Below are 12,428 nucleotides of genomic sequence, written 5' to 3' on the forward strand. Positions count from 1 at the left end.
CCTAAGAGTTACTATTAGGTTTAAGCATTGTCAGTTAAGATAAGGTCGCCTGCATCAGTGACCACAAAACTCCAGCCCTTAGTAACACGAGCGGTAAAGAATGGGCCTTCAACAATGGCAGGTCCTTGTGCTGAGGCGTTAGCGTCTTGGTCATCAAGCACATACACAGGCACGTCTTTTTCACCCTCATCTTTTATCAACACTTTGCGAGTGCCAGAGGCTTTGGCTTCAACATTATTACTGCCATCAGGTAATGTCGCATCTAAGGTTGGGTGTGCTAACTCATAGCTTGCTTCTAATACCAAAATCCGTCTTTGGTCATCGGTATGATTGGCATCTTCTTCTAGGGTTAAGCGTGTATCTTCACTACCATCAGCGTTTTCAACAATCACACTCCAGTGAACGTCACAATCATCTTTAAGTGAGTAACCTTCTTGGTACATGTGGCGTTTGGCTTGTTTAAGCAGACGTTTTCTTGAATGCTGCATTTCTTCGTCACTAAAGCCTGTGATGTCCTCTTCAAACTCTTGCGAGACGTTAGAGAAACTTAGACCATAAGCTGAGAAAATCGCTGCCAATTTTGGAATGATGACTCGCTTGATACCTGCTTTACGAGCAGCTTGACAGGCACTCATTGGACCACCGCCACCAAAGGCTGCTAGTACCGTTTCATCACCATCATGTTTCCAATCTTTAAAGCTGTCTGCCATCTTAGTTGCAAAGGCTTCTTGCATTAAGAATAGGGCCTCTTCAACACTAACCCCTAATGGGTCGGCAACATTGGCTTTAATGACTTGGCGAGAACGCTCAGTATCAAGGTTTAGCTCACCATTTAAGTAAGTTGATGGGTCTAGGATACCTAATAGTAAGTTCACATCAGTAATGGTTGCTTCTTTGCCCCCAAAGCCAAAACACGCAGGGCCGGGTGCAGCACCCACACTCTCTGGGCCAACTTCGATTTTGCCATCTTTAGCACGAATGATAGAGCTACCACCCACACCGTAAGAACGCACATCACTTAGCTCAAATGAGGTAGCGATGCCTTCAACCTTACCGCGACGGTCAGCAACAATACTTAAATTATCCACTGCACCAATGTCACTGGTTGTACCACCGACGTCAATCATCAATACATGGTTAAAGCCGTAAGCTTCTGCCAATGCACGCGTACCTTCCAAACCGCCACGAGGGCCTGAAGAATAGGTTTTTAATGCCACAGATTTGGCAACACGAGATGATGCACCATCATTGCGATAAATAAGTAGTGGGTTTTTCACCTTATGGGCTCTTAGTCTGTTTTCAGCAGAATATAAGAAGTTTTCTAAGGTTGGATGTAAGAAAGTATTGATAATGGCTGACCAAATACGTCTTTCACGAGAAGGGTCAGTGGTAAACTCCCATGAGAACAAGACAGGTACAGAGCCTAGCAAATGACGAGGGAAACGTAGTAAGAAGAAATGCTTATATTCCTTCTCTTTTTCCTTATCGTGGATGGCAATGACCAAACGTTCTGCACCAGCAGTGGTCAAGTCATTAATTGCAGCGACCAACGTCTGATCCATCTCTTCATGATCATCGGTCTGTTTTAAGACAGCAACACGGTCGCCAACAAGACTTTTGAACATGTCTTTTTCAGCGTCTGTTTTGTTAAGTCTTTCGACAAGGTCTGCTTCATCAGTAATCAAGCCAATTTTAGGGCCTTTACGCTCAACAAGTGCGTTAGTACCTTGAGTTGATGAATAACGAATTAAAGAACTGTTATGTAAAAGGGTGGCAAAACTGCCTTCACCATACACAACTTTGGCCGCTTTGTTGATACCTTCAAAAAAGCATTCTGAGAGATCAATCGGGGTGGTGAGCGTTTTGGTGTAATACACCTCATCTTTACCGACGACACAGATGTCTGTCAGTGTGCCCCCGTTATCGATATTTATGAGCATTATGGTTTCACTCCCTTGATTATTTAGGTGGTGTTCTAAAACATGCCACTTTATTCCCAGTGTTGCCATAAGATTGGCAGAAGGAAGACGTGGGTAATAAAGCTGTGTATTTGAGCTAATGGCTCAACAAAAACAGCATGATTTTAGAGACACTTCCGATGTTTGTTTTATATGGTCGATTAAATCCTTCTCATCAACCAGCCTTGCTCTCAACTAATTAATAACTATCATCATGTTATGAAATAGTGGGCATATAAATTGAGAACGAGTTAATAATAACAAGAGTGACGGTGTAGCGAACTACACAAGTGGGTAATAATTAGGGTAAAAACGGGTAGTCATACATGGGTAGCATGACAAAACAGCCAAAAAATGTTGATGATTAAGCAATATTTTTTGACTAAAGGTGATTTTGTTTGATTTGAAAGGGCATTATTTTCAATACTACTTTTAGCATTTTATAAAAATAATGTTATAACATAACAATATCATATCAAAACCAACTTCGCAACCCATGTGTTAACAGATAGCCTTAATCCAATAACCGCAGTTTTCTTGCTTCAATCACTGCCTGTGTACGCCGAGATACACCCAGCTTGCTATAGATGGCTTTTAGATACCATTTGACCGTATCAACACTGACATTTAGATTTCGGGCGATTTTTTTATTGGTCAGTCCTTTTTCTAACATCTTAATGATATGGATTTCCTTATCTTTAAATGGCTCAATCAATACTTCCTCGTTTTGATTGGTTGTCGTGGCATTATCATCTTTTGCTGATGGTGCATTACTGTCACTTGCCTGCTTTTTATACAGTGCGATTAAGCCCACTAACCAACGGCTAAATTCCGCATTATTATAAGTTGTCGTATCATGAGTGTCGCTATTTTCTGTTATATCGGATTTGCTATCAGGTTCTTGACGACAGCGTTTGGCAAGCCTGCTAATGACTTTGATGGTATCTTCATCCTCATCAATAAAAGTACGAATAATACCTTGTGCAAAGCCTTGCTGTAGTGCAGGCAGTAGCATTTCTTCTGCCTCAGCATAGCGTCCAGCCTTATTCATAATGGTTGCTAATAATGTGCGGGTTACCATTTCAGCATAATGTCTTTGCTGTTCAATATGATTGTGTAGCATTGTACTAAGCTGTTCAATGGCTTGCATTTGCTTGCCATTACGACATAGCAGGCGGGCATTGGCACAACGGCGAATATCCAGTATTCGCTCACCCAAACGAGCATATTCGACAGGTATGATTTGCTGTTGCCACTGTCTCATCAGTTGTTCTGCTGATTTTACTTTATTATCTAATAGGTATAATTTGATTAGCTCAGCTTTTAAAGCAAACTCTAAACGGATAAGCTTTAGCTTTTGGGCAATTTTCTGACCTTCGTCTAAAATAGCGTGGGCCTCAGAAAAATGACGCTGTTGCATGGCAATCCGACTGCCAAAACAATACGTTGCCATATAAAAATCAACAATTCCCCCCTCAACGCCTAATTTACGGCTATCAAGCAATAAGGGCGTGGCATCATCAATTTGGTTGCGTTCATAATACACTTGCCCCAACAATGCCCCCGATAAATAAGCGGCATGTGAGTGTTTGCCTGTTTTTTCCCATGCTTTTTGTTGGGCTTGTTTAAAGCATTGCTCTGCCATGTCAAATTGACACTGCTCCAGATAAGCAATCCCTGCAAAGCAATCACTAAACACACTACTAAATGTCCCTCGTGTGTGCTGATGAAAACGGCTGGTTTGTTGTTGTAGCTGTATTGCTTGTGTATAGCAATTACTATGTATCAGCACATAAGTAATGATGTTATTAGCAACTACCCTCACCCAAGGATTAAGGTTTTCTTCCTCATCAAATTGGGTGGGTAATAACTGCTCAACCCTGTCCAAGCGGTCAGCATACATATCAATACATGCCTGCAACACCTGCATTTCTATGCGGATACTTTTCTCATTGGCATGCTCTTTATCTGCCAATACCTGCTTGACAATATCTAAGGCTTGCTGTGCCTCATGCTGATGATGGGTCAAGCAATATGCCCATGCGATGGCCATTTGTAACTGGCAACGAGTTTGGATATTTTTGGCGGGTAATTTGTCTTTAAGACGCAGCAATGTACCCATAAAGCTGTGTTCAACCAGCCACATGGCATCTTTTTCTACCCATGAGATGGCAAGCTCCATCTCTTGAGCGGCGATGGCATGTTGCACCGCCTCATCTGTATGCTCAATATTGGCAAACCACTGGGCAGCCAATAAATGCAAAGGTTTGAGCTGTTCAGGCATTTGCCGTTTTAAACGTCGCTGCAAAAACTCGGCAAATAAATGATGGTATTGAAACCAATGCTGCTCTGGGTCCAATGGACGAACAAACAAACCTTGTTTATATAACTGTTTTAATAAATTTTGACTGTCTGTACGAGCAGTGATGGCATTACATAAATCACCATTTAATCGCTCTAAAATCGAAGTTTTTAATAAAAACTCCAAAGTATCAGCAGGTAAGTTATCCAACACATTTTCAGTCAAATATTCACTGATAGAGTGGGTATTTTCAATATTATCAAATACATTTAACACACCATCTTCACGTTTTTGGGTGCGTAATATCAATAAAATTAGCTGTAATGAGGCAACCCAACCTTCAGTCTTTTGCCATAAGCTATGAATGTCTGCTGAGCCCAAATTAATCTGATTGACCTTGCGTAAAAAATCCGCAGTTTCATTTTCATCAAACCGCAAATCAGTACTGTTAATCACGCACAGTTGATGTTTAACTTGTAGAGTATAAATGGGTAATGGGGGCTGTTTGCGACTACAAATTATCAGATGAAAATTATCAGAGGCACTTTCAACCAGAAAGTTTAGAGCGTCATGAATGACTGGATTGTCAATAAAATGCCAATCATCTAGTACCAGATAGATTTTTTTATCAAAGGTAGTAATTTGATTAATCAGCTCAGTCAAAATAAACTTAATGGCTTGATGAGAATGACACCCTGATAGAGCGGTGGTATCAACACTGATACACTCAGCGACACTATGAATTGCCCCAACGATATAGCTAATACAACGCTCAGGGTCGTTATCTTCATTATCTAGACTTAGCCAAGCAACATGATAACCTCGCTCAATTAATAGCTCTCGCCATTGCATGGCAAGACTGGTCTTACCAAAGCCGGCAGGTGCTTGAATCAGCATTACTCGGTAGTCGATGGCACTGATAAGCTTATCTATCAGGCGTGGACGCTGTAATAAATGCCGAAAGTCAGACGGTGCTTTGAGTTTGGTCAAAATTAACGGCAAACGTATGTTGTTTGTTCCTTTTGTGTGTACCATAACCCCTCCTTGGGATATATTAATCAGTACATATATGACTTATGACTTTTTGATAGGTAAACCTCCTTTCTTGAATTTTAGATACCTATACAATCTTTATATAACATCATATAATTGATAATACATGACAAAATTTAAAAAACTTTATTAAAATAATAAAAATTGCTAAAACTTCATATAACCTTATCATTACAAGTGGTCTATAAATGATACTCAACGGTTTATAAAAAACGATGAGTGACATAAATCGTATTCTATCTTAGTACATCACAATGAACAAGGTGGAAATGGTTTTATACTAAGGTATGTTGAACTTTGTAGAAAAATTGAGAGGCTGATTTTACAAGCAGTGTTTTAATCAAAGTAATGAACGCAGGTAACTCTTGTTAATACAAGTGGGAATACTAACCAATTAATTAATATATAAACAAGGAAAGTTTATATAAATTTTACAAAAAACATGAAGTAAATCTATATAAAGTTACTCCACTTTCAACTTGTTTTCCTAAACTATTGATTTTACTGGTGTCAAAATTTATACCAAGATATTTAAATAACGTTAGGTTTATTATGAATCAACAAATTACGGTTGCCTTATTTATTGATGCAGACAATGCTCCAGCAAAAAAAATTGATTTAATTATCAATGAGCTGGCTAGTTATGGGGCTGTCATGATACGCAAAATCTATGGCAACTGGAAAAATCAAACCTTACAAGGTTGGGAAGATATCTTACTAGAATATGCCATCCAACCGATACAACAGTTTGACTATACCAAAGGTAAAAATGCCACTGATATGGCAATGACCATTGATGTGATGGATTTACTATACAGTGGCAAAATTGACATATTTTGTATCGTCTCATCAGACAGCGATTTTACCCCTTTAGCCATGCGTATCAAAGCGGAAGGAAAACAGGTTATTGGCTTTGGTGAACAAAAAACACCATTATCTTTGGTCAAAGCTTGTAGCCGTTTTTTATATCTTGATGCAAAAGATGACAATGCCAACCATACTGGTATAGCCAAAAAATCAGGTAGTGAGCTTAAATGTGATACCTCTTTAATGAATCTATTACGAGATGCCATCTCTCATGCTTGTGATGAAGAAGGTTGGGCTAATCTAGGTGCCGTTGGTAGTATTATCAGTAACCAAACTTCTTTTGATAGTAAAAACTATGGTTACGCCAAACTTAGTGATCTTGTAAAAGCCATTGATTTATTTGAGGTCAAGTTATCTAACAATCGCTCACAGATGTTTGTAAAAGATAAACGTAAATCGTAAAGACCACTAATAACTCACAATTTCGACAATACAAATTTTATTATCTATTCATTTATTTGCTGATATTAAACAGAGGTCATCATGATATCCCTTTCCCAGCTAAAAACGTCCATCAAAGCACGCATTGCCAGTTATTATGACACGTCATTTTATCAACATCGGCAAAGGTTAAATGTGGATTTATTAGACAGTATGGGGCATGTATTAGCAGAAGATATCACCGCCCCTTTTGATGTTCCTCGACAAAACTTATCATCAATGGACGGTTTTGCCATTGCTCAAAACAGCTCGCTTGCAGAGGGTGAACAAATAGAAATCATCGGTGAATCGCAAGCAGGACAACCGTTTCAACTCACCAACCAACAACAGTTACAAACAGGACAAGGAGTGCGGATTTTTACAGGGGCGATTGTGCCAGAAGGCTGTGATACAGTGGTGATTCAAGAAAATACCAATTTTGAACAACTCAAAAACCCTGACCCACAAGCGGATAAAAATAGCCAACAAGTATTAGATAAATCCAAGCCTTATCACATCACTTTGAGCCAAACCGCCAAAGCAAACGCCAACATTCGCAAACAAGGCGATGAAATCGAACTCGGTGACGTGGTATTAAACAAAGGCAAACTATTAAACCCCACTGATATTAGCCTATTGGCAAATCTAGGAATAGCACAGGTGCAAATTTATCAGCCGTTAGTGGTTGGTTTATTGGCAACAGGGGATGAACTGGTGGCATTGGGTCAGCCGTTAACCTCGTTAGCACAAATTTATAATTCTAATACCCCCACCCTTAAAGCCTTACTATCTAAGCTACCTATTAGCATCAAAGATTATGGCATTTTAAAAGATGATTTATCTGAGATTGAGCAATGTCTTATCACCGCTTCACAAGAATGTGACGTGCTGATTTCTAGTGCGGGGGTATCGGTAGGCGATTATGATTTTTTGACCACTGCGATTGAAAAACTGGGCAAAATCAACCACTATAAAGTGGCAATGAAACCAGGCAAACCCTTTGTCTTTGGTGAGCTACAAGGCAAAAAACAAAATCCGCTACAAGCAGACAAATCGCCACAAGATAATAATACCGTCTTTTACTTTGGCTTACCGGGCAATCCGTTATCAGCAGTAGTAAGCTGTTTGCAACTGGTGATGCCTGCATTATGGCAAATGAGTGGTGTGGCTGAAGATGATTTACCGCTTACGCTTACGCTCACCCTAAAAGCCACCGTCAACAATGACATTAAAAAGTCAGCAGGACGACTGGATTTTCAACGGGGCGTACTCACTCAACTTACCGATGGTAGCTATCAAGTCACCGCCCTTGCCAGCCAGCAATCACACCGCATCAAACAGTTAAGCAATGCCAACTGCTTAATTGTATTGGATGAGGACAGTGGTAACGTGCAAGCAGGCGAAACGGTCAACGTACAACCATTTACATGGCGGTTGGGTTGATACTAGATCAATGACGGGGGAATGTTAGATTAATAATACTACCACCAAAGTAGTATCTTTTTTCCATCAGAGATTCCATTAGTATAGTGTCATTATGGGTGCTATTTTGACATAATGGCAGGCACAAATTTTTTCACAACCTGAGGCAACGCTTAAAGCACACCACTCACTCATAACAAAACGGTACAGGCATTATGACCCCAACTCTAACCGATAGCTTTTCTCGGCATTTGACCTATTTACGCTTATCGGTGACGGATTTTTGTAATTTTCGTTGTCAATATTGCTTACCTAATGGTTATCAGGGTCGCCGACCTGATGATGAGCTTACCCTTGCTGAAATGGCAACTTTAATGACCGCTTTTGCCAAACTTGGTACACAAAAAATCCGCCTGACAGGGGGTGAGCCGTCCATTCGCAAAGATATTAGCGACATCATCGCTACCGCCAAACAAACTCAAGGCATCAACACCGTTGCCATCACCAGTAATGGCTACAAACTCGGTAAACATATCCAAAACTGGCAACAAGCAGGACTGAACCAGCTTAATCTGAGTATCGACAGCTTTACTCCCGACACCTTTAAGCAAATCACTGGCTTTGATATTTTGCCACAACTATTAGATGACGTAGATACATTACTAGCAACCACCGACATTCGCCTAAAAATGAACGCCATTTTAATGGCTGAAACGGCTTATGACACGCTGATTTCAGCACTCGACTATATCAAACAGCGTCCGATTAGCTTTCGTTTTATTGAATTTATGCAGACCAGTGATAATGCCGATTTGTTTTTTGCCCAACACGCCCAAACACCGCTGATTAGCGAGCATCTGATTAGAAATGGCTGGCAAGCCAAACAGCGTGGCATCACCGATGGTCCTGCTATTGAATATTGTCACCCTGATTACGCAGGTCGCATTGGTATTATTGCCCCGTATGCCCCGCAGTTTTGCCACAGTTGCAACCGCCTACGGGTCAGCAGTCAAGGTAAAGTGCATCTATGCCTATTTGACAATGCCAGTTATGACATTCGCCCTTATTTGCAAAATGATGACGTTGAGGGACTGATTGATGCCTTACAATCTTTAATGCCAATTAAACCTGAGCATCACCACTTACAAGAGCAAGACAGCGGGCTAATGCACAATTTATCGCTGATTGGTGGTTAGACATTTATAAAAATAGCTAAACTCATATAATAGGACAATCCCATGACAAAAAAACCAGCCGAATTTATCCCGCTTAATATTGCTGTGCTTACTGTTTCTGATACCCGTAGCCTTGATGAAGATACCTCAGGTAGCTATTTGGTTGAGCAAATTACCCAAGCAGGGCACAACCTTGCCGAGCGTAAATTGATTACTGATGATATTTATCACATTCGAGCAGTAATCAGCGATTGGATTGCCAATGCTGATATTCACGCCATCATCACCACAGGCGGTACAGGATTTTATATTCGTGACAGCATGCCTGAGGCGGTAAGTGTGTTATTTGATAAACAGATTGCTGGTTTTGGTGAAATGTTTCGCCTAATCTCCAAAGATGACATCGGCATGGCAACCATTCAATCTCGTGCCATTGCAGGTATGGCAAATGCCACTGGGATTTTTTGCTTACCGGGGTCGACTGGGGCGTGTCGTTGTGCGTGGGAAGGTATTTTAAAAGAGCAACTAGATAACCGCACCCGCCCTTGCAACTTTGTGCCACATTTTTTACGCAATAATCCATCACATGGCTCATAACCAATAAAAAATGATACACCTACAAGCCATACTAATATTAGCAGGGGGGCAATCTCGGCGAATGGGTGCAGATAAAGCCCTACTCACGTTGCCCTCAAAGCAAACCTTACTTGAGCATCATATTGATGGGGCAATAACGCTCGCTGATAAATTGGGTGTACCTATTTTAATTGCTGATAACCAAAAGAATTTCTTAGCTAAAATAAAACCTATTAATAGTAAGATACCCATCATCAGTATTGATGATTATCAAGCAGGACAAGGGGCATTATCAGCCATTGCAGGGGCAATGCTTGCCAGTGATAAACCTAATAAGAAACTTAGTGAAAAGCTAAATACAAAACAAAAATTTGAGCCACAAACAGATAATGCCTATCTATTGGTGTTGAGCTGTGATGCGATGGTGACAGCAAATGAAATTTGGCAAACGTTATATACTTATTTGCAAACTTTACAAACAAAGCCTTTATTAAATCAGCCACATATTTTTTGTTTTGCTGATAGTGAGCACAGCTACCCATTACTCGGCTTATATCCGTACGCTTTAAAACAGGCGTTATTAGACTATTTGCACACAGGCTCACAACGGGTGATGAGCTTTATCAAGCCTTATCAGATCACTATTGATTTGCCCAAAGATTGGCAAGGGCTGGTCAATATAAACACCCCTGAGCAGTTTATACAAGCGTGTCAGTTATTAAACTCTAATATCCTTTTTATCTCTAAGGAAAATCATGTCAATTAATAAGCAAAAAACGCCCAACACCTTAACCCATAACCTATCCCATATTGACGCAAAAGGTGATGTACACATGGTAGACGTGAGCCATAAAACCGCCAGCCAGCGTCAAGCCACCGCTCAGGGTCGGGTGATATTTCCACAAGCCGTGTATCAACAAATCAAAGACAATGATGGTATGAGTAAAAAAGGCAGTATCATACAGACCGCCCATATTGCAGGGATAATGGCGGGTAAACGCACCCACGAGCTGATTCCATTGTGCCACCCCCTACCCCTTGACGGCATTAACCTTACCTTTGATTATCAAGACGACAGCCACAGCATACAAGTAACCGCCACCGTCAAAGTCACCCACAAAACAGGGGTAGAAATGGAAGCCCTTACTGCTGTGTCTGTGGCGTGTCTTACCTTGTATGATATGACCAAAGCCTTATCGCATGACATCATCATTAGTGATATTCAACTATTACAGAAAACAGGCGGAAAATCGGATTATCAACTATGAACACCCTAAAACCCATTACCCTACTTTACTTTGCCAGCCTTGCCGAGCAAGCAGGTTGCGACAGCGAAACCCTAAATATCGACCCAAACACCAGCCTAACCGAGCTGTATACCGCCCTTAAAGTCAAACACAACTTTAAACAATCCCAATCACAACTACGCATCGCCATTAATGATAACTTTTGTGATTGGCAAAGCGAGATTCAAGCAGGTGATAGCATTGCCTTTATCCCACCTGTGGCGGGAGGTTAATCATGTCTAATGACTCTTCAGAATTGCAAGAATTACAAGGATTGCAAAACTCAGATTCAAACTTAAACAATCCACACCAACAAGCCATGAAAATTGCCTGTAGTCATGACGAGGCGTATCAGATTGCCATTAATGATGGCTTTGCCTTATTGGATATTGCCATTGATGAAGGACGCTTAAAAAAGGCATTAAATAATGACAGTTGCGGGGCATTAGCTACCTTTGAGGGTTGGGTACGTAACCACAATAACGCTCAATCGGTTAGCCACTTAACCTATTATGGCTACGAGCAACTGGCACTGAATCAAGGCAAACTGCTTATTGAAGAGGCAAAACAACGCTTTGACATTGAACACGCCATTGCCATTCATCGTATTGGTGAGCTAAACATTGGTGATATGGCGGTGTGGATTGGAGTCACTGCAAGCCACCGCTACCCTGCGTTTGATGCCTGCCGATGGTTATTAGATGCCATTAAAGCAGACATTCCGATTTGGAAACAAGAATTTTACCCTAACCAAGCGAGCAAATGGCTCAGTAATAATGGTTAAATAATCATGTTTTGAAAACTAGTCAATCAGTGATAGTTAGAGGAAAAGCCAAGTAGAAAACAAGAGGAGACTCTAAATTCAAAAATACAGCCTATAAAAATAGAGCCTTTTGATGGTATGTAAATGCTTAGATATTGCCAGCGGCAAGCTGTAATATTGGATCAATATCATCCACTGATGATGGTGCTGAAACAGCATCATCACCTTCTTTTAGAAGGATATTAGCCTCTGTATATTCAATATCTACTAGCTCTAAATCACTACCCTGACTATGTGCAGTTAAAGCTTGGGTTGCCATAAGGCTATTCATATTTTTAGACTGCCGCTCATTCTGATACTGCATTTGAATAGCTTGTTCGGTTAACTCAATATATCCTGTATTCAGCAGATAATCCAAGTCAACTTTATCAATCATTTTTAGACCAATGTGGCGACTCATTTTATCTTCACTTTTTAATAGCATGCAAAATTGTCGCTCACGCCCTGTCAACTCTTCATCACAAGACTCAACACCAGATAACACTTTTAAACATTTTTCAGTACAGCATATGCCCTGATTATGAAACAACTTATCTATATAAATAC

The 12,428-nt window shown here is 40.5% G+C and carries 11 protein-coding genes; 8 read left to right on the forward strand and 3 right to left on the reverse strand.

The features are described from left to right. Positions 1 to 20 precede the first annotated feature (20 nt). Both FHK88_RS05245 and FHK88_RS05250 read right to left on the reverse strand, forming a co-directional pair. The gene (locus FHK88_RS05245; protein WP_227429702.1) at positions 21 to 1,940 is read right to left on the reverse strand and encodes a hydantoinase/oxoprolinase family protein; all 1,920 of its coding nucleotides are present in this window, start codon (positions 1,938 to 1,940) and stop codon (positions 21 to 23) included. A gap of 532 nt (positions 1,941 to 2,472) precedes the next feature. Then, positions 2,473 to 5,295 (reverse strand): LuxR C-terminal-related transcriptional regulator, encoded by a 2,823-nt coding sequence (locus FHK88_RS05250; protein ID WP_227429703.1) that lies wholly within the window; start codon positions 5,293 to 5,295, stop codon positions 2,473 to 2,475. Between the two features lie 570 nt (positions 5,296 to 5,865). On the opposite strand from FHK88_RS05250, the gene FHK88_RS05255 reads away from it, so the two are divergent. The 8 genes from FHK88_RS05255 to FHK88_RS05290 all read left to right on the forward strand — a co-directional run bounded on the left by FHK88_RS05255 (position 5,866) and on the right by FHK88_RS05290 (position 11,843). Then, positions 5,866 to 6,582, forward strand: a complete 717-nt coding sequence (locus FHK88_RS05255) for an NYN domain-containing protein (protein WP_227429704.1) — start codon at positions 5,866 to 5,868, stop codon at positions 6,580 to 6,582. A gap of 81 nt (positions 6,583 to 6,663) precedes the next feature. Next, positions 6,664 to 8,043, forward strand: a complete 1,380-nt coding sequence (gene glp / locus FHK88_RS05260) for a gephyrin-like molybdotransferase Glp (RefSeq protein WP_227429705.1) — start codon at positions 6,664 to 6,666, stop codon at positions 8,041 to 8,043. Between the two features lie 194 nt (positions 8,044 to 8,237). Beyond that, positions 8,238 to 9,218, forward strand: coding sequence for a GTP 3',8-cyclase MoaA (moaA, locus tag FHK88_RS05265; RefSeq protein WP_227429706.1), 981 nt, complete (start codon positions 8,238 to 8,240; stop codon positions 9,216 to 9,218). Positions 9,219 to 9,260: 42 nt separating this feature from the next. Beyond that, a complete protein-coding gene (gene moaB, locus FHK88_RS05270; protein ID WP_227429707.1) occupies positions 9,261 to 9,794 on the forward strand; it encodes a molybdenum cofactor biosynthesis protein B in 534 nt (177 codons plus the stop codon). Positions 9,795 to 9,804: 10 nt separating this feature from the next. Continuing rightward, complete coding sequence (locus FHK88_RS05275; protein ID WP_227429708.1) at positions 9,805 to 10,539, forward strand: molybdenum cofactor guanylyltransferase; 735 nt, start codon at positions 9,805 to 9,807, stop codon at positions 10,537 to 10,539. Further along, positions 10,529 to 11,041: a cyclic pyranopterin monophosphate synthase MoaC gene (gene moaC, locus FHK88_RS05280; RefSeq protein ID WP_227429709.1), complete on the forward strand. Its 513-nt coding sequence runs from the start codon at positions 10,529 to 10,531 to the stop codon at positions 11,039 to 11,041. Before FHK88_RS05275 ends, moaC begins: the two co-directional genes overlap by 11 nt. Continuing rightward, on the forward strand, positions 11,038 to 11,292 hold the full coding sequence (moaD, locus tag FHK88_RS05285; protein ID WP_227429710.1) for a molybdopterin converting factor subunit 1: 255 nt from the start codon (positions 11,038 to 11,040) through the stop codon (positions 11,290 to 11,292). Before moaC ends, moaD begins: the two co-directional genes overlap by 4 nt. Positions 11,293 to 11,378: 86 nt before the next feature. After that, on the forward strand, positions 11,379 to 11,843 hold the full coding sequence (locus FHK88_RS05290) for a molybdenum cofactor biosynthesis protein MoaE (protein WP_227429712.1): 465 nt from the start codon (positions 11,379 to 11,381) through the stop codon (positions 11,841 to 11,843). Positions 11,844 to 11,970: 127 nt separating this feature from the next. On the opposite strand, the gene FHK88_RS05295 is transcribed toward FHK88_RS05290, so the two are convergent. Beyond that, positions 11,971 to 12,428, reverse strand: a 458-nt coding sequence (locus FHK88_RS05295) for a hypothetical protein (RefSeq protein WP_227429711.1), incomplete at its 5' end; no start/stop codon positions are given.

The sequence above is a fragment of the Psychrobacter sp. I-STPA6b genome, from assembly GCF_020662265.1.
GTDB lineage: Bacteria > Pseudomonadota > Gammaproteobacteria > Pseudomonadales > Moraxellaceae > Psychrobacter.

Excerpts from the sequence above, each read along its gene's own strand:
- FHK88_RS05245 (WP_227429702.1), bottom strand. The coding sequence starts at position 1,940 with ATGCTCATAAATATCGATAACGGGGGCACACTGACAGACATCTGTGTC.
- FHK88_RS05250 (WP_227429703.1), bottom strand. The coding sequence starts at position 5,295 with ATGGTACACACAAAAGGAACAAACAACATACGTTTGCCGTTAATTTTG.
- FHK88_RS05255 (WP_227429704.1), top strand. The coding sequence starts at position 5,866 with ATGAATCAACAAATTACGGTTGCCTTATTTATTGATGCAGACAATGCT.
- glp (WP_227429705.1), top strand. The coding sequence starts at position 6,664 with ATGATATCCCTTTCCCAGCTAAAAACGTCCATCAAAGCACGCATTGCC.
- moaA (WP_227429706.1), top strand. The coding sequence starts at position 8,238 with ATGACCCCAACTCTAACCGATAGCTTTTCTCGGCATTTGACCTATTTA.
- moaB (WP_227429707.1), top strand. The coding sequence starts at position 9,261 with ATGACAAAAAAACCAGCCGAATTTATCCCGCTTAATATTGCTGTGCTT.
- FHK88_RS05275 (WP_227429708.1), top strand. The coding sequence starts at position 9,805 with ATGATACACCTACAAGCCATACTAATATTAGCAGGGGGGCAATCTCGG.
- moaC (WP_227429709.1), top strand. The coding sequence starts at position 10,529 with ATGTCAATTAATAAGCAAAAAACGCCCAACACCTTAACCCATAACCTA.
- moaD (WP_227429710.1), top strand. The coding sequence starts at position 11,038 with ATGAACACCCTAAAACCCATTACCCTACTTTACTTTGCCAGCCTTGCC.
- FHK88_RS05290 (WP_227429712.1), top strand. The coding sequence starts at position 11,379 with ATGAAAATTGCCTGTAGTCATGACGAGGCGTATCAGATTGCCATTAAT.